The organism is Enterovibrio makurazakiensis, assembly GCF_050336585.1.
Taxonomy (GTDB): domain Bacteria; phylum Pseudomonadota; class Gammaproteobacteria; order Enterobacterales; family Vibrionaceae; genus Enterovibrio; species Enterovibrio gelatinilyticus.
This window is the reverse complement of sequence record NZ_JAKJSE010000008.1, coordinates 98,705-121,368: the sequence shown is the minus strand read 5'-3', so window position 1 is coordinate 121,368 and position 22,664 is coordinate 98,705. Positions and strand designations below refer to the sequence as shown.

Here is a 22,664-nt window from a genome sequence, read left to right as displayed (position 1 = left end):
ACGCGAGCGCAGTGAGTGGTTTTCCGCTGCTTTAACTTGTTATACGCACTATTCGACGTAATTACCTGTGATAGTGCCTGTTGGACATTTGGAGTGCTTTATAAGAGAACGAGTAATTCGAGCTATAGTTTGCTCTTTGTCCCAGCCGTGACTTTGGTGCATTCCATTTGCAATATGTTGAACTGTATCTGCAAGAAGTTCTCCCCATGCATCTCTTTCATCAATATCGCAGTCCTCTGCGTCTTCCCACATTCCGAGATGAAGTGAAATATTCAGGCTGTCATGTGCTAGCCATATTCTGATCATTTCTCTAGCTGCATCATCTCCAGCAGTTCCAGTAGGTATAGGTAGTTCATGCATGTGATTGACTTTCCTTGTGCGTATAACGTCGTTTTAAGGGGCGAAAAACATTAGCTTCACGCAAGGAAGCCACCGTAAACGCCATAAGTTGATATAACAAAATTTGCGGAGATGTTTTTCGTCCGCCTTCAAAACCTTTGTTATGCACGACGTATTTCAACACCAAGCATATGTGACTTTTCTAGAAAACCCTGCAACGACTCCTTGTCATAAAGACAAGGAACTAAAGTAAGACTTGTTTGATTTCCACTCTTTTGCTCAAAGGTTAATTTTCTGTCAAAGGTAATGCTCTCTAGGTCATTTAATAAAATTTCTTTGTCTACCGAAAGCCATCCTGAGCTACCATTTAGCACGATACTATATTTTGTAAGACTTATACATGAATGCTTATATACAAACATAATTCGAAGAATCAAAGAGATTATTAAAACAGCAAACAGAGCACTTCCGGCGTATTCATCATATCTGTACGCTTCAGAGTAAGTGAAAACTGACTTAATCATTAACCATGATGCCATTTTTGATATGGCCCACCAAAATGGGATAGCTAGAAACACACCAATAGCAAACCAAAAATTGTCTTTAAGTAAAATAGATATCTTGTTCTTTCTCACTTCCATCTATCACCTATTGTTCATTGGGCATAACGTTAGCATAACGGGCGTTTACTAGCCCAAACTGATTGAAACGGCTAAATCACCGTTTTAGAAAAATTCGCCACGAGTAAACGTCCCGTTCATGCTCTTGTTATGTGGACAATTCCTTCCCAAAACAGATGGACTTTTCAATACCTACATAGCGTCCAAAAGGTTCAATCTCGTTGAAAGAGTTACGTAGATAGAATCGAACGGCTTGAGTATTAACCCTTCGAGTTGACAGCAACACCTTTGTATACCCACGATTAAAAGCTTCAACTTCTAAATGGCTGAGAAGGAAGCCGCCAGCGCCAGCACGATTAGAGTACATTCGTTTGAACTCACAAGTGTTTGGCTCGTAATACCTAAACACACCACAAGCAACTGCGATTTTGTTTACGTAAACGACAATACATCCATCTTTTTCAGGATCAAAATCGTCTACTGAAAATGAATTTTGGCCTGAGTCACCAGTGATATTCTTCAATTTCAAACTTAGCTCTGATGCCAATCCCCTGAAATCACAGTCACTAGGAGTTAGCCACTTACTCTCAAATTCCATAGTTCACATAACGTTCGAATAACAGGCGTTTACTAGCCAAACTAGATTGAAATGCCTGATTCACAGCATTTCTATGAAAAATTGCGCCACGAGTAAACGTCCCTCGTTCATTCGCTTGTTATGTGTATTTTTTCATCTCAAGCTTGACTGAAGACTTTAGCCCAGAAAGTACTTGTATCAACGATTGGGTGGCATCAGCATATGATATGTAATCTTTAGGGTGTGTTTTTTGATTCAGCTCCACAGCATCAAACTGCCGATGAACTTTGTAAACTATTGACTGCGTTGAACTAGGGTCAAATGGGATTGTGGGAAAATAGAGAGCTGACAACATCTCTATTCTGTCAGAAGCTTCCACACTCGCCACCATTTTATCGATTATGAGCTGATCTGTTGGCGGATGTTGGTAAAGACGCGAAAGAATATCCAAGCAAAGCCTTTCGTATGAGTATATAGCTGTAGCGAACTCTTCCAATTTCACAATTCTGAGATTGCGATTGTCTTTTCGCGTACTAAACCATTGGTTTAGAAGTAGAAGCGATACAGCTAGTATTGTTGAAACTACAATAGAGAATAATGTTGCTTGCTGTGCTGCTGTTGCAAAGGTTTTGTTGAACCACTCAAACATGAAAACTCACTCGTAAATCTGGAATACACATAACGTTAGCATAACGGGCGTTTACCAGCCCAAACTGTTTGAAACGGCTAAATCACCGCTTTTAGAAAAATGCGCCACGAGTAAACGTCCCGTTCATGCTCTTGTTATGTGTTAATTATCAAATGCTTCCTTTACTTGCTCATTCGATGCAAGCGCGTACTGAAGGACAACGATAGAGCTATTTAGAAGTTCTTGGCTACGTTCTGGCGCAAACCAATTCCCATTGAACTTCCCACCGTGAAATAGATTGTTTCTAACCCGACGCACATAAAGCAACAACAAGTCCGTATCATTTACTGGTGTTGGTGCTGTATCAGACCATTTGATTTTCCCTTGCTCAATCACCTGCTTCTTCGGTGGGTTATCAAGAATATACTGCTTACACACCTCGAGGTTTTTATCATTTACGGCTTGAAACTTAGCATCTATATCCTGAGCGAAACTAGTCCAATTTGGATTTGCTTTTCCGTCACCGGAATGGAAAGAAGCTGCTTTTAAAGAATATTCAATTCTTGAAAATAGTTTAAAGAAATCAAAAGATAACGTATCTAAACTTTCCACTAAAACTCCTACTTCTGGTAATACATAACGCCTCATTAAGAGGCTAAAAATAGTTGGTTAAAATAAGCGACGAAGGAGCAAAAACCATCTATTTTTTGTCCTACTTCAATGACTTGTTATGCAGCCACTCCAAAATACTTCGAATATATCCTTGGACACATAAACTGCTCGCACTCTTCTCTAAATAGCCAATTGGATGAGCACTCAATATGACCGAATACATGATCTATAAAGTAAGCCATATCCTCCAAATACTTTCTAGAAGCGTTATTGGAAAGTCCTTTAGAAATTCTCACCTTAACTAGGTCAGCACTAATATCCTTCCTTGCTCTAAAGTAGAATTGTATGCCTTCTTGCGAGAAATACTCGACACCAAAGGCTTCGCCTTCCAATTCCCATTCGGCTTGGTGAATTTCTTTCTGATTGGCGAAACCACTCAAAAATTTTTTAGCAATTTGTAAATTCTTTGGTAAACGACCGCTAGATCTAAATCTCACGAGTTTTGCGCAGCAGTCCAGCAAATAGTGCTTTACTATTTTCTGTTTAGCCGGATTTTTACTTACTTTCTCTAACTCTAATTTTATATTCATAGCCTTGTAGTTAACTGGTTGCATAACATTTTAATAGACATCAAAATGGTGTATTTAAACACCCCGAAGTGTCTCATAATAACGAACTCCCACTTTTTAAAAGTGAGCAACATATTGTTTTCATGTGTTTTATTATGCACATCTCAAACTGGGTAAGTGAAAAAGCCCCAAAACGGTCTTCGCGAGTATTATGCACCGACATTGGCTAAGCTGGATGTATTCACAGTATCCGATAAGCAGAAAAACAGCAATGACATCGCCCTTTCTTCAAATGGTAAGCGAAAAAATGTATGTGCAACGCTACGCGAAACGAACCATACAAACGTACCTTCATTGGATCTCTGCTTACATTCGCTTTCATCAAATGCGTCACCCTTCAACAATGGGCGACAAGGAAGTTGAAGAGTTCCTCAATGATCTCGTTAACATAAAAGATGTTGCGGCAAACACCCAAGCACTGGCACTAAACGCCTTGGTCTTTCTTTACAAAGACATCCTTGATGGTCCGCTATCTCTTAAGCTGAATTTCGTATCAAGCAAAAAAAAGCAAAAGCTTCCTGAAGTGCTCACCCAGAGTGAAATAAAAAGGTTCTTAGAATACTGCCCGACAAAGCATCATCTTGCCTGCTCGCTCATGTACGGCAGTGGGCTACGCCTAATGGAAACCGTACGTCTGCGTGTTAAACATGTTGATTTTGATTTTCGCTGTATCAAGGTTATCGACGGCAAAGGCGGTAAAAACCGAGTCGTGACACTAGCACCAGAGCTATTCAATGCCCTTCGAGCCCAAATTCAACAAGTCGATTATGTGTTGAACCTAGATAATAACAATCCGCGTTTCTCCGGCGTATGGATGCCACACAGGCTTCGAGAAAAATACCAAACCCAATCCCGCGCATTGCCATGGCAATACCTGTTCCCGTCCCAAAATCTCAGCGAAGACCCTGAAAGTGGTCTCGTTCGCCGCCATCACATTGACGAAAAGCAGGTGCAACGAGCCGTACGAACAACCACAAAATTGGCTGACATAAAGAAACATGTCACGCCACACACATTGCGCCACTCATTCGCTACACACTTACTGCAATCAGGGGCTGACATTCGCACCGTCCAAACTCAATTAGGCCATTCGGATGTACGAACCACGCAAATTTATACGCATATACTTCAAAATGGTGCGCAGGGTGTTACCAGCCCACTATCTCGTATCTAGCCACGCTACCGCCCCTAAGCGGAAGCTCAGTCATTCGTATGTTGAAAGAAAACATGTTATCGCCGTGTGACAGTTATTGGAGGGCACGATGTGATTTTTGCAGGAGAATTCTAAAAGATAAGAATCAAGAAAAGGGATTCAACAGAATAACGTTACGAAATATAAGCAAAAAAAACCGCAGCCTAAGCCGCGGTTTTTACACTCGTTGAGTTTGGTAAAAATCAGTCATCCATTTCAGCGATTTTTACTTTCCAAGTATCAGGGCCAATTTGGTGCGCATTGTCACCCCGTGAATCCACGGCAACCGTCACTGGCATATCTTCCACTTCAAACTCATAAATGGCTTCCATACCTAAATCTTCAAACGCGACCACGCGGGCTTTCTTAATCGCTTTAGCCACAAGGTATGCAGCACCACCCACAGCCATCAAATACACGGCTTTGTGCTGTTTGATTGACTCAACAGTTGCAGGGCCACGCTCCGCTTTACCAATCATGCCCATTAGGCCCGTATCACCCAGCATCATCTCGGTAAACTTGTCCATACGCGTTGAAGTCGTTGGGCCTGCAGGGCCAACCGCTTCATCACCCACAGCGTCAACAGGGCCAACGTAGTAGATAAAGCGTCCGTTAAAGTCGACGCCGTCTGGCAAGCCCTCACCGTTATTCAACATCTCTTGAATACGCTTATGTGCTGCATCACGACCGGTCAGAATCTTGCCGGACAGCAGAACGGTTTCGCCAGTTTTCCATTCTTGGATATCATCTTTACTGATGTTGTCTAGGTTCACTCGGCGTACATTGTCGCCAACTTCCCACGTCACCTCTGGCCACTCTTCCAGTTTTGGTGGTTGAAGATCTGCAGGGCCTGATCCATCAAGGGTAAAGTGAACGTGGCGTGTTGCTGCACAGTTAGGGATCAAACAAACAGGTTTTGATGCCGCGTGGGTTGGCGCTGTTTTTATTTTCACGTCAACAACCGTGGTTAATCCACCCAAGCCTTGGGCGCCAATACCCAGTTTGTTCACACGATTAAAGATATCTAAACGCAGTTCTTCTTCTGCGTTTTCTGGACCACGATCGATCAACTCTTGAATGTCGATATGTTCCATTAAAGATTCTTTCGCCAGTACCGCTGCTTTTTCTGCCGTACCGCCAATGCCTATGCCTAGCATGCCCGGCGGGCACCAACCAGCACCCATCGTAGGCAAGGTTTTCTCTACCCATGCCGCGACATCGTCAGATGGGTTTAGCATGACCATTTTGGTTTTGTTTTCAGAACCGCCGCCTTTGGCTGCAATTTGAATTTCTACCGTGTTACCTGGCACCATATTGATGTGCACAACCGCTGGCGTATTGTCTTTAGTATTAAGACGTTTGCCTGCAGGATCAGCAACCACAGACGCACGCAGAGGGTTATCGGAATTGTTGTAAGCGCGGCGTACACCTTCATCGACCATTTGCTGCRCGGTCATGTCGCCTTCCCACTGAACATTCATACCAATGTTCACAAAACAGGTGACGATCCCCGTGTCCTGACAAATCGGGCGTTTACCCTCTGCAGACATGCGAGAGTTAATAAGAATTTGCGCGATGGCATCTTTTGCTGCTTGGCTTTGTTCCTTGTTGTACGCCTTTTCTAGGGCCTGAACAAAGTCGATAGGATGATAGTAAGAAATGTACTGCAGGGCGTCAGCGACACTGTCGATGACGTCTTCCTTACGAATGACAGTCATAGTTGCCTCTTTCATTGTTATGATTCCTTGGCGCTGCTTGCTCGCTTATTGATGCGAGCTAAACAGGGCTTCCAGTAAAGCGTTTGTATTATCAAAGCGTAGGCCGCTTTTTAAACAGCGACCTTCCGGTGTCTCTATTTATCAATAACGCTCACTCGGGCTTCATGCCCAAAAACGCGTGACTGTTGCTTTCCACATGGTGATCAGAGCTCAAACTGTCGATAGGTGACGTGAGAATAAACCCCGCGAATATGATACTCTTACGACTCTATCAGCGCCAATTGACGCTTCAATGCCGATCACAAAAACACGAAAATGACTGAATCCAGACGTACGCACCTCGCTTTGCAGTTTCTTGAGTACTCTCCGTCAGCACTCACGTCACTCTTTTCCCGTATTGAGCACCTTCCTTGGGCCATGCTGTTGCAGTCTGCTGCGCAGTCTCACCCTGATAATCGGTTCGATATTTTGGTTGCAGATCCTATCGCAACGCTGTGCCATGAAAATGGCATTAACCAGATTCGTCATCGCGACGGACGGACTTCAGCAAGTGAAACCGACCCATTTGAAGAACTCCACGCGCTGCAAACGTCCTTACTGCCGACGCTAAAACCTATTGAACCATGGCCCTTTTTGGGCGGAGCACTTGGGTATTTCAGCTATGACTTAGGGCGTCAGGTTGAAGTGCTGCCATCATTGGCTGTGAAAGACATTGATATTCCAGACCTTGCTATTGGCATTTATGATTGGGCGGTCATTGCGGATCACCAAGAAAAGCAGCTTGTTGTTATTCAGCCACAAGGTGATCAACGCCTTGCATGGCTTGATAGCCATCATGCGCATGAAAAAGCGAATTTCAAACTGGAAGGGCCGTGGCAAGCCAACATGACACCGCAAAGTTACACAGAGAAATTCGATCGTGTTCAGGCATATCTTCAATCAGGCGACTGCTATCAAATAAACTTGGCGCAACGATTTGAAGCGCCTTATCACGGCAGTGAGTGGGAAGCTTATCAACGGCTGGCGCGCATCAATGGTGCCCCCTTCTCAGGGTTCATGCGTATGGATGATTGCGCCCTTCTATCGGTGTCACCCGAGCGATTCTTACAATTGCATGGGCAACAGATAGAAACCAAGCCAATCAAAGGCACGCGACCACGAAATGATGACCCAAAACGAGACGCTGAAAACATTCGCTGCTTGCAACATGCGGAAAAAGATCGCGCCGAAAACCTCATGATTGTGGACTTGCTCCGTAACGATATTGGAAGAGTGGCCTCGCCGGGTTCCGTAAATGTGCCTAAACTTTTTGATATTGAGACATTTCCAGCCGTTCATCACATGGTCAGTACTGTAACGGGAACACTCTCAGAAGATAGCCATGCCACCGATTTACTTCGTGCATGCTTTCCAGGTGGTTCAATTACAGGTGCACCAAAAGTACGCGCCATGGAAATCATTGAGGAGTTAGAACCTCACCGTCGCAGTATTTATTGTGGCAGCATGGGGTACATCAGCCGTTGCGGCACGATGGACACCAGCATCACCATTCGCACATTGGTGTGTCATAAGCAGCGCGTTTATGCATGGGCAGGTGGCGGAGTGGTAGCAGATAGCGAAGCCGCTTCGGAATATCAAGAAACATTAGACAAACTCAGTAAGATATTGCCGACGTTGTCATAGCCCAAATCTTCTTCGTTAACAGGGCCTTCGAAACACTCAGGAAATGCGCATGGACAAAGCAACACGGATGACAGATACCACCACGTTGAATCACTCAACGCTTTCCGCGCCAACTCAGCGTAAGAGTCCCATGCGCCCTCTTTCCCGACACTGGCTCGTACAGCGATTTAGCTTAAGTCCGGGTTGTCAGTATGACGAACGGGTCATCAGGCGCGCCACAGATGCGATGAAGCGCCAAACGCAAACTGAATTACGTCCCGCCGCCGTGATGATAGCCCTTGCTGAACGACAGGGAGAATTGCACGTCTTGCTGACTAAACGCGCCACGCATTTAAAACACCACCCAGGGCAAATCAGCTTTCCCGGTGGCAAGGTTGAACGTTCAGACAAAGACATCATCGACACCGCCATCAGAGAAATGGAAGAAGAGATTGGTGTTACCGCAAACCGAACTAATCTTTTGGGCTGCTTAACGCCCCTACCTACCGTGAGCGGTTACCTTGTCACACCTGTAATTGCGTTTGTTGATGCCAATTACGACGCCGTGATTGACGAAAACGAAGTCGATACACTTTTTGAAGTACCACTTGCTCAGTTTCTGAGAAAAAATGCCATACGCAAACAGCCATTCCTTGTTCGCGGAAACACGTATGACATTTATGCCATGACCTACCAAGATCACCTGATCTGGGGGGTGACCGCCCAGATACTTTATGCCTTCAGCCAGCAACTTTGTCTAAACTAATTTTTAACTAATAAACTTTTTTTTAAGTCTTTAAACAGGTTTTTTAAACCCTAAAAAATGCATGTGTACTGAGATCAATTAAATTCGTCGCACGAATTATTATTGCTACAAAAAGTGATCAGCATCACTTTTTTCAATGCAAAAATGTAAATAATACGCATCAGATTCAGATCCGTTCCGTATTTTTATTGGTGATTAATTGATGCAAACTCACTCCACCGCAACTTCAAGCGCAGACAAAATGAAGTGGTCAGCGCAAGACACAACTTGGATGCTATCGCTGTTCGGAACAGCTGTAGGTGCAGGTATTCTATTTCTTCCAATCAATGCAGGCTTAAACGGATTCTGGCCGCTGGTTGCACTGGCGATCTTGGTAGGCCCGATGACTTACCTTGCTCACCGTGGTTTGGCACGCTTTGTACTGTCTTCTAAAAAACCAGGTAGCGACATCACTGAAGTTGTAGAAGAGCACTTCGGCGCGACAGCGGGTAAACTCATCACTTTGCTTTACTTTTTCGCGATTTACCCAATCGTTCTGATTTACGGCGTTGGTATCACCAACACTGTTGACTCTTTCATGGTTAACCAACTTGGCATGGAATCATTGCCACGTGTTGTACTTTCAATCGTTCTTATCCTTGGCATGATGTCTGTTATGCTTGCTGGTGAGAAACTGATGCTGAAAGTGACTCAGTTCTTGGTTTACCCACTGGTTGCTATCTTGGCATTCATGTCAATTTACCTAATCCCAGATTGGAACACATCTGCGCTGCAGCAAGTTCCAACCGTGGCTGACTTCATGACTACCATCTGGATCTCTATCCCAGTGTTGGTGTTTGCGTTCAACCACAGCCCTGCAATTTCTGCTTTCTCTATGGCTCAAACCCGTGACTACGGTGATGACGCTGAGCGTAAAGCAAAACAAATCCTTATCCGTACATCGGGTATGCTGCTTGGCTTCGTTATGCTGTTCGTGTTCTCTTGCGTACTAAGCCTAACGCCTGCTGACCTTGCAGAAGCAAAAGCACAAAACCTTGCGGTTCTGTCTTACCTTGCAAACAAGCACGAAAGCCCATTCATCTCTTACTTGGGTCCAATCGTTGCATTCGTTGCTATCGTTTCTTCTTTCTTCGGTCACTACATGGGTGCTCGTGAAGGCCTAAACGGTCTAATCATCAAGCAACTACGTTCACGTAACAAAACGGTAAACCTGAAGAAAATCGACATGTTCACCGTATCGTTCGTTATCATCACCAGCTGGATTGTTGCAACTATCAACCCAAGCATTCTAGGTATGATCGAGTCACTGGGTGGCCCAATCATCGCAACGATTCTGTTCATCATGCCGATGTACGCAATCAAGAAAGTACCGGCTATGCAGAAGTACGGTGGTAAAGCGAGCAACATCTTTGTGACCTTCATGGGTCTGGTAGCGATTTCAGCGATTATGTACAGTTTCCTATCGTAATTAATCGTGTAGAATAGCGCGAAATGAAAGAGCAGGATGCCAACTACGCATCTTGCTCTTTTTGCTTTCCTTTCCTGAGCCACGGAATGAACGGCTCGCAGAATGTCACCTCCACGGATGGATAAATCGAATTAATCCAAGTGCCCGTCTATGTAGACCACGGGCATTGACTGAGGTATGACACATGATCAGCGTTTTTGATATCTATAAAATCGGCGTTGGCCCTTCAAGCTCACACACCGTGGGCCCAATGAAAGCCGGTAAATCATTCATCGACGATCTACGCAGCATGGAAAAACTGCGTGACGTAACCAAAATCACTGTTGATGTATATGGTTCACTGTCTTTAACCGGTAAAGGCCACCACACTGATGTTGCCATCATCATGGGTCTAGCTGGTAACTCGCCAGAACACGTAGATATCGACAGCATCCCAGGCTTTATTGCTCGTGTAGAAGAAACCGAGCGTCTGCCAGTTGGTATGCACTGCCACACTGTGGATTTCCCACGTGAAGGCGGCATGAACTTCCACACCACCAACTTGCCGATGCACGAAAACGGCATGCAAATTCACGCTTGGGTGGGTGAAGAGAAGATCTATAGCAAAACCTACTACTCTATCGGCGGTGGTTTCATCGTTGATGAAGAGAACTTCGGTAAAGAAGACGACAACAAAATTAAAGTGCCTTACGAGTTTAACAGCGCTGAAGACCTGTTGAACCATTGTAAAGAAACTGGCTTGTCAATCAGTGCTGTTGTCATGGCAAACATGCGCGCAATGCACTCTGAAGATGAAATTCAAACCTACTTCGGTAACATCTGGCGCACTATGCGTGAGTGTTTAGACCGTGGTATGAGCAACGAAGGTGTATTGCCTGGCCCACTACGTGTACCACGTCGTGCAGCTGCGCTTCGCCAACAGCTTATTGCGTCTGAGAAATTCTCAAACGACCCAATGGCAGTGGTTGACTGGGTGAACATGTTTGCCTTTGCGGTAAACGAAGAAAACGCCGCCGGTGGCCGTGTTGTTACCGCACCAACTAACGGTGCATGTGGCATCATCCCTGCTGTATTGGCGTACTATGACAAGTTCATCCAAAACGTTGGCCCACGTGAGTACATTCGTTACTTTGCGGTATCTGGCGCGATTGGCGGCCTTTACAAGCAAAACGCATCTATTTCTGGTGCGGAAGTAGGCTGTCAGGGTGAAGTCGGCGTGGCGTGCTCTATGGCTGCAGCTGGTCTTGCTGAACTGATGGGCGGTAGCGCACAACAAGTGTGTATCGCTGCTGAAATCGGCATGGAACACAACCTAGGTCTAACCTGTGACCCAGTTGCTGGCCAAGTACAAGTGCCTTGTATCGAGCGCAACGGCATTGCAGCAATGAAAGCGATTAACTCAACCCGTATGGCACTTCGCCGTTCGTCTGAACCACGCGTTTCATTGGACAAAGTTATTGAGACCATGCTGGAAACAGGCAAAGACATGAACGCGAAATACCGCGAAACGTCTCAAGGTGGTCTAGCAATCAAAGTCATTTGCTAATGAATACTGTTCGTTAATAGAAGCGACCTGTTCACTGAACGCCCGCTTTGCTTAACGCAGAAAAAAAACCGCCATCTGGCGGTTTTTTTGTGAGTCACGAACTTCTTATACCAATCGGATTAAGTCGGTGATCATGAGTTTTCGCAAAAAAATCAATATCTGACGTAGCGCTATTGCCAGTTTTAACCAGCAAGAATGATCAAACGCTTAATCTGATTGGTATTAAGCCATCGCAAGTAACCCCTCCTCTCTCGACACGTGCTTTTCAGCCGCATCAATGGCTCGGTAAAGGCGCATTTTCGTTGCGCTTAAACCCAACCCTAGCACATTACTGATCTCCTCTAGAGACAGGTCATGCTCGAACCGAAGAACAAGAATTTCTTGCGCTGGTTTCGCCAAGGATTTCACAGTCTGAGAGATGCCCTCATCTGTGGTAACAGGGCATTTTTCCTCACTGCCCGGTTCTTCTTGCGTTTCTTCAGAAACGAAGCGCTTCGCGTGGGTAGCACGCTTTTTCAAGTAGCTTCGGCATTGATTGTCTGCGATGGCATAGAGCCAACTTCTGAATGCAGCTTCGCCGCGATAGGCATGGATGTAGCGGAAACTCCGCACTAAGGTTTCTTGCAATACGTCATCCGCATCATAAGGGCAACCTAACCAAGCCATGCATCGACGATGTAATGGTGACAAGTAGCAAGCGACCAATTGATCGAAGTAGTTGCGAGCTAATGGATGCTCCGCCTGAATCTTTGCTATTTGTTCACGCTCACTGTTATTAGAACAGGTTGAATCCACTGAATGCATGTTAATACCCTCCTGGTATTCGAGTGGTGAACACAACCTAGCCAATGCACGGCGAACAATCAAACAGTGTTTTCTATTCAAAAAAGTATAAAAATCACTCAAAAATAGAACAGGTCATACCTCATGTAATGAACAGTGTTTTATTATCAGTCACTTAACCGAAACTATTCAGAACAACATACAATAACCCTGAATATAATGAGCATTTTTCATGTCTCATGAATTCTCATCCATGGAACATAATATTAAATACGGACGCTGGTACGACCATATTTCAGGTATAAAAAAACCCGCTCAATGAGCGGGTTTCGGTAACATTATGAACGCTTGTCGTTACGCGACAACTTCCTGTGCGTTTGTCGCTTCTACTTTCACTGGTTTAGTGATGAAAGACAGAACAACTGCTACACCCAGCATCGCTGCACAGATAGTGTAAGCCATTACGTAGTTACCCGTCATGTCCACTGCGGTAGCCGCAACAACAGGACCAATGAAACCACTTACACCCCAAGCGGTGTAAAGCACGCCGTAGTTACCACCGTAGTTTTTCAAACCGTAGTAATCAGCAGTGATAGATGGGAATACCGCCAGAAGTGTGCCATAGCCTACACCCGCAACCGCTGCACCCACCATCAAGGTGAACTCAGTGTTGTAAGTTGCAAACATCATCATGTTGATGCCTTGCATGATGAAAGCTAGCATCAGCGTTTTCAGGCCACCAATCTTGTCAGATAGGATGCCAGCTGCAACACGACCACCAGAGTTGAAGATAGACAGAACAACAACCAAGAAAGCAACCTGAGTCAAATCAGACTGGTTGATTGCGATAGAGGTAATGTTACCGATAATCATCAGGCCAGCAGATGAAGCCAGTGCATACATCAGCCACAAAGAATAGAACTGCGGTGTTTTCAGCATTGCACGCCATTTCATGTCTGCTTCACCCGCACCGCTCTTAGCCACATAGCCAGCTGGCGCTTCAGGTACATAATCAGCAGGTGGGTTGTTGATGGTGCAAGCCAAAGGCACAGCAAGAACCAAAATACCAACACCCAGAATCAGGAAGCTCGTGTTCACGCCGTACGTGGTGATCAGCATAGACGTTAGCGGTGCAAGGTAAACCGCAGCCAAGCCGAAACCTGCAGCGATAAGACCGTTAACCAAACCTTTCTTAGAAGGGTGGAACCACTTCATTGCTGCTGGAGCAAGACACGCGTAGCCGAAGCCGATACCACAGCCCGTGATCACACCGAAGCTAAGTAGCAATGTCATTGGAGTCGTTGCAAAGCTAGACACGATCATGCCAAGACCTACCATGATGGTACCCAGGATCAACACTTTACGTGGACCCATACGGTCTTGCAGGTTACCCGCCACTAGAAGAGACAGCGCAAAACAGATAGTTGCGACGGTGTAAGGCATCGATGCGTCAGCGTTTGTCCAACCCTGCTCTACCAAAGACTGTTTGAATACAGACCATGCGTACAGAATGCCTATACACATGTTGATAAAGAAACCGGCAGCTAGAACGCCCGCAGCTTTGTTCAGTTTTTTCATGTTACGACTCAATAAAATCACGAGTAAGAGGTGTCGCTGGAAAAACCCAAAGTCAAAGACCTAACAACGTCACCCACAAAATAGCCAAACCACTAAAATCTCATGACTTTATCCGCCATGCTGACCAAAATGACTCAACTCCATAAATTATTTTTGGTATTTCTCAAATCAAGTGAGAAGAACCAAAGCGCGCGGAGTCTATCAAGGAATCAGAGCGTGATCAAAATCTACTTTTGTTTAATGCGAAAAAAGTTTTTCCCACGGTTAAAAAAGAAGCAAAACAGGCAGAATAGGTGGTGATAAACGGAGGGGAGAAATCGCTCCAACCCCTTATAAACACTGGGCAGAGCGACGAAATATATTGTTACATCCAGCAATGTGTTAACACGAATAGCGCAAAAAGTTACCAGTTCGTAGCGAGTGCAAACGCTACTTAATATCAAAACCTTTGCTTTGCAAAAAATCATGCATAAAGGGGCGCGATTCTTTATCTAACGAGCCAGAAATCTGCTCGCTCCAGCTCATTTCTTTATTGCCACCCGTGCGCGTTCGATAGTATTCACGAATGGTTTGGTCGTACGTTGCTAGTGTGTCGACATCCATCAACTGATAGGTATCTTCATGCACATATAAAGATGAAGGTAGGCGCGGTTTCACCTCGGGATTTTGTGCTGGATACCCCAGGCACAAACCAAACAAAGGGATCACATGCATCGGCAGTCCGAGCAATTCACTCACTTTCTCGGGGTTGTTTCTAAGTCCCCCGATATATACCCCCCCTAGCCCTAACGATTCCGCTGCCGCTAACGCGTTTTGCGCAGCCAATGCGCTGTCTATTGCACCGATCAAGGTCTGTTCAGCAAAACCCAGCTTGGCGTCCGGCTTGATCTGCAAGTGGCGATTGAAGTCCGCGCACCATACGAAAAACTCAGCAGCCTCGGCAACATAAGGTTGTCCTCCTGCGTATTCAGCCAGCAAACGACGTTTTTCCTGATCAACGACGCGAATGACACTCGTGCACTGAATGAAACTTGAGGTCGAAGCGGCTCTCGCACAATCTAAAATTACGTTGCGCTGTTCATCAGAAATCGGTTGATCGTTGAACTTACGGATTGATCGATGAGAAAGTAAATTCTCGATGGTTACATTCATGGGGCGTCCCTGTCTTATGCCAAACACTGTCAATAGTGACACAAAGACCCGAGACGCCCGAGTGCGACGTTTAATTGGCGTTAACAAAGTCAAAGATTATTTTGGGAGGTTTAACCCCAAAAGGGTGAACACGCCACCCGACGGTATACGTGCCCGTTTGTTCGATAGGACCGTTCGGTGTATTGATGGTAAGCACATAATTACCTGCCTCTACCACTTTTCGAAAGCCCGTGCGCTTAATCTCAATAATCTCTAATTGTAGATGTTCTACTCCCTGCTCAAAACCTGCTCTCCAAGCTTCAACAATGTTGCTGCGATAATGGGCAGGCAAACTTTGATCCAGTTTCAACGTTGCCGTTTTCGCATAAAACACGCCCAACCCGTCAGCGTCTTTTTGATTAAACGTTGACTGAAACGCCGTACTGGCCGATTGCACTTGTACTATTGGATCTTGAAAGGTGGGCCAGATTTGTTGCGAAGCCGAGACATAGCTTGAAAACAACAAAAAGAAGCTGGCTGTCAGTTTAAAAAATTGATTGTTTAATAGTGTCAACATAATGTTCCCTCGATATGTATGAGAGCATTCATAGTAAATAACGGAACAGCGTTGAACGATGACAAAAAATACCTAAATGGATTGGCGAACTAGAGAATGATCATGCTGCGATATGCCGATAGAGACACGTTGAAAAAGAACCTATTGGACAAACGAAGGAAAGAGCTAGACGGCCAAACGCAGGATGCCATCGCACATTTGATTCTAGAGCTCGACGACCCAGAGACGATGCTGGCCATTTCAACACGATTTATTGCAGAGCGACTAAGCGCTAACAGGGTGGATGGCGGCTTTTCTTCACGAACACAATTGCACTACTGCCCCACGCAGGAATACCGAGATGCGGGTGAGGAACTACCTTCCATGGTAAATGCTGTATTTCCTAATAAGCACCGTTCTCTTCAAACGATTTGGCGCTCGAAAAAGCCGGTTATTTTTCACAACATCGCCTCGAACCCTCTTCTGAATGGGATTCACGACGCGGTATTGGCCACGGAAGTTAAATCCATGATGGCGTTGTCCCTCGGCACGCACCATAAAGATATCGGTATTCTATGCATCGACCAATGTGACCGCGAAAGAGTCTGGACAACAAAAGAACAGGTCTATATTCATGAGCTTGCCAAATACATCCTCTCCCCATTGTTCGATGCCAGTCAAACATCTGCCGTCTCTAAACATTGCTTGTTGTCGGATGCAGAGTTGAATGTGGTGCGGTTAGCGGCAGAAGGGATGAGTTATGTACAAATCGCCGATACGCTCCATAAATCAGTACGAACCATTGAAAATCAACTAAGAAGTGCCAGACATAAAACAGGCGCACAGAATCAAACTGATCTTGTACGCCGCTCTATACATTGGTTTTAACACCGCCGATGGTGACGTTAGTCAGAAAGAGAGTGCGAATACTCATGAATAGGTTCTTGCTTACACATGCGCCGCATGATGTTTACGAGTCTTTCATGATTTAACGGCATGGCATTGCCTTTAATAGAACTAGACCTCAATGCTTGCACGGCCACATCATCAAACACAGCCTCACAAAGACCGTAGTGACAAAGCGAAGGAAGCGAGAGGCGCTTCACGGTGCGCTGCACCCACACAATGCCATCACTCGGCTCCGCATTGTGGCGCCCTGTCAGAATGCAGGATAATTGGCGATATCGGTTTAACAGGCTCATTCTACCAACCTCTCGTGCCGCCAGAATGTTCTCCGCCATAACATAAGGCGCAAGCTGCGCGGTAATCGCACCATGTGGGGCATCAAGCACCGCACCCAATGCTGCCGCCAAACCATGTGCTGCGCCCAGTTTGGCATTCGACTGCGCCATGCCTCCCAGCATAGAAGCAAATGCCATGTCTGCCCTCGCCTTCGGGTCGTCATCTTCACAGGCATGAATAATCGCGGGGGCTAACCGACGTAACCCTTCTTCACACACCATGTCGGTAAGCGGGTTGGGGTCACCACATACATAGGCTTCCATCAGATGTGTAAATGCATCCATGCCGCAACGCGCTGAGACCGCTTTGCTGGTTCCATAAGTTAACGTTGGGTCGATAATAGCCATATCGGGGATCAAATCTGGGCTTCTAATTGCCGCTTTCACATTCTCTTGCGCAGAAATCAACACAGCGTTACGAGTCACTTCTGAGCCCGTCCCCGCAGTGGTGGGAATCGCTATGCAAGGGAGTGGCTTGGCGGTGAGCGGAAGTGAACGCCCTACCACGTCAACATAGTCATAAACACTTCCTTGATTGGGGATCAACGCTGAGAGCGCCTTACCCACATCCATCACGCTGCCACCGCCTATCGCAATGATCATGTCAGGTTTAAACAATCGCCCTAATGCCGCCATTTCCTCCACCATGGCAATCAAGGGTTCATCGTGCACAGCCAATTGCTGAAAGCGTAAGTTTTGTTGCTTGAGGTAACCAAGAAGCGGCGCTGCACGTTGTTCATCTCGCCCCGTTACCACCAACGCGCTGTAGCCGTAGTTGTTTAACAAAGAAAGAGAATGATTGAGCGCACCTTCACCAAAAATAATCCGTGTCGCTGTCATAAACTGAAACATGGAACCTCCCCAATGATGCATCTCTCACTAGCTTCGCTCAGGTCAAAGATAGGTAAATTGATGCAGCGCAGGGAAGTGAATATCCAACAAGCTTGTTTTAAACATGTGTCGTACCAATCACATACCGGCAACAAGCCAACTTTTTATGAGTGAGGAACAACAAAATACGATTGATAGATTTCATCGATGAGAATAAAAGGCAAAACCTTCTTTTAACTTACGATCGCATCAGGCATAGTTTGCACAAGTCAGATGATGAAGCGCATGGATGTGAACGGCGCCATCTCAAAAAATCAATGATTAATAGGATCGTATATTATGTTCGTAGTTATTTTTGGTCGTCCTGGTTGCCCATTCTGTGTGCGCGCTAAAGATCTGGCAGACAAACTGAAAGAAGAGCGTGACGACTTCAACTACCGCTATGTTGATATTCATGCAGAAGGCATCAGTAAAGCTGACCTAGAGCAAACTGTCGGTAAGCCAGTAGAAACAGTGCCACAAATCTTCGTAGATCAAGATCATGTTGGCGGTTTCACCGAGTTTGAAGCTTACGCAAAAGCTAACTTGGGTCTGTACGACTAAGCACCAAATTTCCGCTGTTTTTGAAAACAGACAAACGCTAAAAGCCAGCATTCGCTGGCTTTTTTGTGCTTAGATTCCGCAGAATATTCACAATACGTTAGCAATTTCTGCCAATGTACTGAAATCCTGACAAACACCTGAAATAAAATGCCATTTTCGTCACAACTTTCCATTACATTTGGCGGTAAATGCGTATAATACCCGCCCAGAAATTCTCCTTCCTCCCGCTGCGGATAATGGTTCAGTGAACATAGACGTCAACAACCTGCTCGTTCAAAACGACATACTTTTACTCTTCGTCGTATTGGCGATTGGCCTCACCATCGGCAAGATCCGTATTGGTGGTTTTCAGTTTGGTAATTCCATTGGCGTACTTGTCACGGCATTGAGCTTTGGTCATGCAGGCTTTTCATTTAGCCCAGAAGCACTGAACATTGGTTTTATGCTGTTCATCTTCTGTGTCGGTATTGAGGCTGGGCCTAACTTCTTCGGAATCTTCTTCCGCGACGGTAAATCCTACTTGATTCTCGCCTTCACGGTGCTCGCCGCTTCGGTGGGTATCACGCTGCTTATGCGATACCAATTTGGTGTAGATAGCAGTATTGCAACAGGTATGATGGCCGGCGCCATGACCGCGACCCCTGTGCTAGTAGGCGCAAAAGATGCCCTTAATGCAGGCTTGGCAGGCGTGAACTATTCTCCACAAGAAATTGCGACCATGATCGACAACTTAAGTGTCGGTTATGCATTGGCATACCTTGTTGGTTTGGTCAGCTTAATATTGCTGGCAAACCTTATGCCTAAGCTACAGAAAGAAAACCTTGAACATTCTGCCCAGCAAATTGCCATGGAGCGTGGTTTGGGTGACTCTGCCCACCGCAAAGTCTATCTGCCCATTATTCGTGCCTATCGTGTGGGGCCGGAACTGATTAACTGGGTAGACGGACGTAACCTACGCGAATTGGGCATCTATCGCCAGACGGGTTGCTATATTGAGCGTATTCGACGCAACGGCATTCTGGCTAACCCAGACGGCGATGCCATATTGCAAGAAGGTGATGAAATCGCATTGGTGGGTTACCCCGATAGCCATGCGCGCCTCGACCCCTCGTTCCGAAATGGTAAAGAAGTATTCGACCGCGATTTGCTCGACCTGCGCATCGTCGAAGAAGAGATTGTAGTAAAGAACGATGCCATCATTGGTAAACGCTTATCAGACCTCAACTTGTCTGAATACGGCTGTTTCCTTAACCGTGTTGTTCGTGCGCAAATTGAAATGCCGATGGACCACAACATCTTGCTATCTAAAGGCGATGTATTGCAGGTCAGTGGCGAGAAGCGTCGTGTTATGGGCTTAGCCGAACGAATCGGTTTTATCTCGATTCACAGCCAAGTTTCAGACATGTTGGCGTTTTGTTCGTTCTTCATCTTTGGCTTGATCTTCGGTCTGGTCACCATGACATTTGGGCAAATGACCTTAGGCTTGGGTAACGCTTCTGGTTTGTTGATAGCAGGCATTTTGCTCGGCTTCCTTCGAGCCAACCACCCTACCTTTGGTTATGTGCCTCAGGGCGCTATCAATATGGTGAAAGAGCTGGGCTTGATGACCTTCATGGTCGGCGTGGGACTCAGTGCGGGTGGTAACCTGTGGGACTATCTACAACAAATGGGATTCACCATCATGCTTGGTGCTCTTGCAGTCAGTGTGGTTCCGGTGATCCTCGCTTACTTGGTCGGCGCTTACATTTTGAAAATGAACCGAGCATTGCTCTTTGGAGCAATCATTGGTGCACGTACTTGTGCCCCTGCGATGGACATGATTAACCAGCACGCTCGCAGCACCGTACCTGCTCTAGGTTATGCTGGCACCTATGCGATCGCGAATGTCCTGTTAACCTTTGCAGGCACGCTATTGGTCATCCTCACTTAATTCGATCGCATTCTCGGTCAACAAGTCAGCCACTATTCAGCGAACAGCGTTAAACTGTTCGCTGAATCATTTCATCATATCCAATTATTTATTGATGACATTTACGCTTCGCTAAAGAACCTGACTCTCTCATACGCGCTCTAAAAGGTTCTCAGCGCCATAACAAAGGAAGCTCATTATGCGAATTCTGATTGTCGAAGATGATCCCTTATTGAGTCATCACCTAAAAACTGAGCTGCAAGAAATCGGTAACCAAGCCCATTGCGCCAGCACCGCCAATGAAGGTCTTCACATTGCTAAAGACTACCCAAATGACATCGCAATTGTGGATTTAGGCTTACCCGACAGAGACGGAATTAGCTTAATCAAAGACATTCGCGATGCAGGCATACGCATCCCTATTCTTGTGCTTACCGCACGCGCGAATTGGCAGGATAAAGTCTCTGCACTCGACGCCGGCGGCGACGACTACCTCGTAAAACCCTTCCAAAAAGAAGAGTTAGTGGCGCGTTTAAACGCACTCGTGCGCCGAAGTGCTGGCTTTGTGAAACCTGAAATTAAAGCCGGTGACATTGCGCTCGATTTGCTGGCCAAAAAAGTCACCGTCGGTGACAAACCTCTCGACCTCACCGCGTTCGAATATGACTTGTTGGAATATATGGTTCGTCACAACCGGCAAGTTGTCTCTAAGCACCGCTTATTGGATGTGCTTTACCAAGATCAAGAAGGCGACCCGAATACCATCGAAGTGATGATGAGTCGCTTGCGCAAAAAACTCACGCAAGCAGGGCAAGAAAATCCGATTTCAACCATTCGCGGTCAAGGTTATATTTTCGAACTACAGGTCAGTTAAACAGTATGGCAGCCAAAATCTCTTCCCCGATCCACAAACGCGTCATCTCCACGTCGATTGGCATAATTTTGGTTTTTTCTATCGCGGTTGGCGTCTTGTTAAACCAACTGTATGTACAAAACTATTCTGCCCTCTATGCGGCTGACTTGGTGTCTGCGGTACCTGATATTATTCGTGAACTTCGCCAAGATAAGCCGTTAAAGCGTAAAGACACTTTTATTGAGGCGCAGAATGCCGCAACAAACCCGCATTACCTTTCCTTCATTTGTAGTAAAGAACAAGACATTATTTGGATGTCCTCTGAAGCAAAGAAAGCAAGACTTGATGATATCTGCCGCCATATTCCTGCCGACATCCCAGAGCTCGATCTGGTTTACTACCAAGAAAGTCCCTATGCGGTTCACACAATTTCTGGCGCGACACATGGGATAGAAGAGCACTTCTTTGTACTGCGAAATGTTGAAAATCAGGTCGAAAAGTTCGCCACACTCAAGCGTAAAACGTGGTTCTACGTGGCACTGTTATTTGTTGGTGCTACAGGGCTGCTGTATGCCGCGTCATACTGGAGCTTTAGTCCGCTTCGCAAACTGGCGGGAGAGTTAAACGAAATCGCCGAATCACGGCGCGAGAAGCTTGATGAGGACTACCCACCAGAGCTTGAAGACGTCACCGATGCCCTTAACCGGATGATCACGCTAAGAAAAGCGCAGACTCAGCGCTATCGACATGCCATGGATGATCTCGCCCACAGCCTGAAGAGCCGATTGGCTGCTACCAATGCATTGCTCGATGACGGAACATTGGAGCGCGACATGATGAGCAAGCGAATCATCGAACAGGTTAGTCAAATGGACGACATGGTGCAGTATCAGCTCAAACGTGCCTTACTCGGACAGCAGGGCTTGATGCGAGAAAGCACCTTACTGCAACCACAAGTCGACAGTTTGACAGGCATGTTTATCAAGATTTATGGCGATAAGCCCGTGGACGTGAGCACAGATTTCAAAGGGCTGTCTTCCCTACCCTTGAACAAAGCCGATCTCACTGAATTACTGGGTAACTTACTAGAAAATGCGTTTCGTTACTGCATAAGCCAAGTGCGCATTCGAAGTGAAGAAACGCCAGACAGTTATTTACTGATCATCGAAGATGACGGCCCGGGCGTGCCAGTCACTTATCGAGATTCCATTTTCCAGCGCGGTGTTCGCGCCGATCAGTTAAACCCTGGTACTGGCATTGGCCTTGCGGTGTGTGACGATATCGTCCAAAGCTACGAAGGATCGATTTCCGTTGTTGCGTCAGATCTAGAAGGTGCCGCGTTTATTATGCGCTTTCCGAAGCACCGTTAATGTATTGTAGGGAAGCAGGATCTCAACCCCACAACTCAATGACTCTGTTCTA

22 protein-coding genes are annotated in these 22,664 nt (G+C 46.0%); 10 read left to right on the top strand and 12 right to left on the bottom strand.

Annotation, left to right across the window (positions count from 1 at the left end; all coding sequences use genetic code 11):
• Window positions 1-48: 48 nt before the first annotated feature.
• The 6 genes from L4D06_RS06745 to L4D06_RS06720 all read right to left on the bottom strand — a co-directional run bounded on the left by L4D06_RS06745 (window position 49) and on the right by L4D06_RS06720 (window position 3,390).
• Window positions 49-360: a DUF5076 domain-containing protein gene (locus L4D06_RS06745; RefSeq protein WP_429738407.1), complete on the bottom strand. Its 312-nt coding sequence runs from the start codon at window positions 358-360 to the stop codon at window positions 49-51.
• A 140-nt stretch (window positions 361-500) separates the two neighbouring features.
• The gene (locus L4D06_RS06740; RefSeq protein WP_429738405.1) at window positions 501-980 is read right to left on the bottom strand and encodes a hypothetical protein; all 480 of its coding nucleotides are present in this window, start codon (window positions 978-980) and stop codon (window positions 501-503) included.
• A 127-nt stretch (window positions 981-1,107) separates the two neighbouring features.
• Window positions 1,108-1,488 (bottom strand): GNAT family N-acetyltransferase, encoded by a 381-nt coding sequence (locus tag L4D06_RS06735; protein ID WP_429738403.1) that lies wholly within the window; start codon window positions 1,486-1,488, stop codon window positions 1,108-1,110.
• A 187-nt stretch (window positions 1,489-1,675) separates the two neighbouring features.
• The gene (locus L4D06_RS06730) at window positions 1,676-2,185 is read right to left on the bottom strand and encodes a hypothetical protein (protein ID WP_429738402.1); all 510 of its coding nucleotides are present in this window, start codon (window positions 2,183-2,185) and stop codon (window positions 1,676-1,678) included.
• Between the two features lie 141 nt (window positions 2,186-2,326).
• Window positions 2,327-2,776 (bottom strand): hypothetical protein, encoded by a 450-nt coding sequence (locus tag L4D06_RS06725; RefSeq protein WP_429738400.1) that lies wholly within the window; start codon window positions 2,774-2,776, stop codon window positions 2,327-2,329.
• Window positions 2,777-2,892: 116 nt separating this feature from the next.
• Window positions 2,893-3,390: a hypothetical protein gene (locus tag L4D06_RS06720; protein WP_429738398.1), complete on the bottom strand. Its 498-nt coding sequence runs from the start codon at window positions 3,388-3,390 to the stop codon at window positions 2,893-2,895.
• 226 nt (window positions 3,391-3,616) lie between these two features.
• Between L4D06_RS06720 and L4D06_RS06715 the strand changes: the two genes are divergently transcribed.
• On the top strand, window positions 3,617-4,579 hold the full coding sequence (locus tag L4D06_RS06715; RefSeq protein WP_429738397.1) for an integron integrase: 963 nt from the start codon (window positions 3,617-3,619) through the stop codon (window positions 4,577-4,579).
• A gap of 221 nt (window positions 4,580-4,800) precedes the next feature.
• Here L4D06_RS06715 and L4D06_RS06710 read toward each other — a convergent pair whose 3' ends face one another.
• Window positions 4,801-6,315, bottom strand: coding sequence for a fumarate hydratase (locus tag L4D06_RS06710; RefSeq protein WP_429738512.1), 1,515 nt, complete (start codon window positions 6,313-6,315; stop codon window positions 4,801-4,803).
• Between the two features lie 315 nt (window positions 6,316-6,630).
• Here L4D06_RS06710 and pabB point away from each other — a divergent pair, with 315 nt between their 5' ends.
• From pabB to L4D06_RS06690, 4 genes are all read left to right on the top strand, one after another.
• Window positions 6,631-7,998, top strand: a complete 1,368-nt coding sequence (gene pabB, locus L4D06_RS06705) for an aminodeoxychorismate synthase component I (RefSeq protein WP_274165773.1) — start codon at window positions 6,631-6,633, stop codon at window positions 7,996-7,998.
• 49 nt (window positions 7,999-8,047) lie between these two features.
• The gene (locus L4D06_RS06700) at window positions 8,048-8,743 is read left to right on the top strand and encodes a CoA pyrophosphatase (RefSeq protein WP_429738395.1); all 696 of its coding nucleotides are present in this window, start codon (window positions 8,048-8,050) and stop codon (window positions 8,741-8,743) included.
• A 202-nt stretch (window positions 8,744-8,945) separates the two neighbouring features.
• Window positions 8,946-10,211, top strand: coding sequence for a serine/threonine transporter (locus L4D06_RS06695; protein ID WP_274165775.1), 1,266 nt, complete (start codon window positions 8,946-8,948; stop codon window positions 10,209-10,211).
• Between the two features lie 184 nt (window positions 10,212-10,395).
• Window positions 10,396-11,757, top strand: a complete 1,362-nt coding sequence (locus L4D06_RS06690) for an L-serine ammonia-lyase (protein WP_274165776.1) — start codon at window positions 10,396-10,398, stop codon at window positions 11,755-11,757.
• Between the two features lie 222 nt (window positions 11,758-11,979).
• On the opposite strand, the gene L4D06_RS06685 is transcribed toward L4D06_RS06690, so the two are convergent.
• The 4 genes from L4D06_RS06685 to L4D06_RS06670 all read right to left on the bottom strand — a co-directional run bounded on the left by L4D06_RS06685 (window position 11,980) and on the right by L4D06_RS06670 (window position 15,826).
• The gene (locus tag L4D06_RS06685) at window positions 11,980-12,561 is read right to left on the bottom strand and encodes an RNA polymerase sigma factor (protein ID WP_028023403.1); all 582 of its coding nucleotides are present in this window, start codon (window positions 12,559-12,561) and stop codon (window positions 11,980-11,982) included.
• A gap of 333 nt (window positions 12,562-12,894) precedes the next feature.
• A complete protein-coding gene (locus tag L4D06_RS06680; protein ID WP_274165777.1) occupies window positions 12,895-14,118 on the bottom strand; it encodes an L-lactate MFS transporter in 1,224 nt (407 codons plus the stop codon).
• A gap of 429 nt (window positions 14,119-14,547) precedes the next feature.
• Window positions 14,548-15,270 carry an oxygen-insensitive NADPH nitroreductase gene (gene nfsA / locus L4D06_RS06675; protein ID WP_429738393.1) on the bottom strand — a complete coding sequence of 241 codons (723 nt, stop codon included), beginning with the start codon at window positions 15,268-15,270 and terminating at the stop codon, window positions 14,548-14,550.
• A gap of 70 nt (window positions 15,271-15,340) precedes the next feature.
• Window positions 15,341-15,826 (bottom strand): YybH family protein, encoded by a 486-nt coding sequence (locus L4D06_RS06670; RefSeq protein ID WP_429738392.1) that lies wholly within the window; start codon window positions 15,824-15,826, stop codon window positions 15,341-15,343.
• Between the two features lie 102 nt (window positions 15,827-15,928).
• Here L4D06_RS06670 and L4D06_RS06665 point away from each other — a divergent pair, with 102 nt between their 5' ends.
• Window positions 15,929-16,693, top strand: a complete 765-nt coding sequence (locus L4D06_RS06665; protein WP_429738390.1) for a helix-turn-helix domain-containing protein — start codon at window positions 15,929-15,931, stop codon at window positions 16,691-16,693.
• 17 nt (window positions 16,694-16,710) lie between these two features.
• Here the strand turns inward: L4D06_RS06665 and L4D06_RS06660 are convergent, their stop codons facing one another.
• A complete protein-coding gene (locus L4D06_RS06660) occupies window positions 16,711-17,898 on the bottom strand; it encodes an iron-containing alcohol dehydrogenase (protein WP_429738388.1) in 1,188 nt (395 codons plus the stop codon).
• Window positions 17,899-18,216: 318 nt separating this feature from the next.
• Here L4D06_RS06660 and L4D06_RS06655 point away from each other — a divergent pair, with 318 nt between their 5' ends.
• From L4D06_RS06655 to L4D06_RS06640, 4 genes are all read left to right on the top strand, one after another.
• Entirely contained in the window at window positions 18,217-18,480 is a 264-nt protein-coding gene (locus L4D06_RS06655; protein ID WP_274165780.1) for a GrxA family glutaredoxin, read from the top strand.
• A 244-nt stretch (window positions 18,481-18,724) separates the two neighbouring features.
• Window positions 18,725-20,410 carry an aspartate:alanine antiporter gene (locus tag L4D06_RS06650; RefSeq protein ID WP_274165781.1) on the top strand — a complete coding sequence of 562 codons (1,686 nt, stop codon included), beginning with the start codon at window positions 18,725-18,727 and terminating at the stop codon, window positions 20,408-20,410.
• A gap of 178 nt (window positions 20,411-20,588) precedes the next feature.
• On the top strand, window positions 20,589-21,263 hold the full coding sequence (locus L4D06_RS06645) for a response regulator (RefSeq protein WP_274165782.1): 675 nt from the start codon (window positions 20,589-20,591) through the stop codon (window positions 21,261-21,263).
• 5 nt (window positions 21,264-21,268) lie between these two features.
• Window positions 21,269-22,612: an ATP-binding protein gene (locus tag L4D06_RS06640; RefSeq protein ID WP_274165783.1), complete on the top strand. Its 1,344-nt coding sequence runs from the start codon at window positions 21,269-21,271 to the stop codon at window positions 22,610-22,612.
• The last annotated feature ends 52 nt before the right edge of the window (window positions 22,613-22,664 follow it).

Coding starts and splice junctions, on each gene's coding strand:
- L4D06_RS06640 (WP_274165783.1), top strand. CDS start 21,269: ATGGCAGCCAAAATCTCTTCCCCGATCCACAAACGCGTCATCTCCACG.
- L4D06_RS06730 (WP_429738402.1), bottom strand. CDS start 2,185: ATGTTTGAGTGGTTCAACAAAACCTTTGCAACAGCAGCACAGCAAGCA.
- L4D06_RS06715 (WP_429738397.1), top strand. CDS start 3,617: ATGACATCGCCCTTTCTTCAAATGGTAAGCGAAAAAATGTATGTGCAA.
- L4D06_RS06645 (WP_274165782.1), top strand. CDS start 20,589: ATGCGAATTCTGATTGTCGAAGATGATCCCTTATTGAGTCATCACCTA.
- L4D06_RS06685 (WP_028023403.1), bottom strand. CDS start 12,561: ATGCATTCAGTGGATTCAACCTGTTCTAATAACAGTGAGCGTGAACAA.
- L4D06_RS06660 (WP_429738388.1), bottom strand. CDS start 17,898: ATGTTTCAGTTTATGACAGCGACACGGATTATTTTTGGTGAAGGTGCG.
- nfsA (WP_429738393.1), bottom strand. CDS start 15,270: ATGAATGTAACCATCGAGAATTTACTTTCTCATCGATCAATCCGTAAG.
- pabB (WP_274165773.1), top strand. CDS start 6,631: ATGACTGAATCCAGACGTACGCACCTCGCTTTGCAGTTTCTTGAGTAC.
- L4D06_RS06740 (WP_429738405.1), bottom strand. CDS start 980: ATGGAAGTGAGAAAGAACAAGATATCTATTTTACTTAAAGACAATTTT.
- L4D06_RS06695 (WP_274165775.1), top strand. CDS start 8,946: ATGCAAACTCACTCCACCGCAACTTCAAGCGCAGACAAAATGAAGTGG.
- L4D06_RS06670 (WP_429738392.1), bottom strand. CDS start 15,826: ATGTTGACACTATTAAACAATCAATTTTTTAAACTGACAGCCAGCTTC.
- L4D06_RS06700 (WP_429738395.1), top strand. CDS start 8,048: ATGGACAAAGCAACACGGATGACAGATACCACCACGTTGAATCACTCA.
- L4D06_RS06720 (WP_429738398.1), bottom strand. CDS start 3,390: ATGCAACCAGTTAACTACAAGGCTATGAATATAAAATTAGAGTTAGAG.
- L4D06_RS06655 (WP_274165780.1), top strand. CDS start 18,217: ATGTTCGTAGTTATTTTTGGTCGTCCTGGTTGCCCATTCTGTGTGCGC.
- L4D06_RS06665 (WP_429738390.1), top strand. CDS start 15,929: ATGCTGCGATATGCCGATAGAGACACGTTGAAAAAGAACCTATTGGAC.
- L4D06_RS06745 (WP_429738407.1), bottom strand. CDS start 360: ATGCATGAACTACCTATACCTACTGGAACTGCTGGAGATGATGCAGCT.
- L4D06_RS06680 (WP_274165777.1), bottom strand. CDS start 14,118: ATGAAAAAACTGAACAAAGCTGCGGGCGTTCTAGCTGCCGGTTTCTTT.
- L4D06_RS06690 (WP_274165776.1), top strand. CDS start 10,396: ATGATCAGCGTTTTTGATATCTATAAAATCGGCGTTGGCCCTTCAAGC.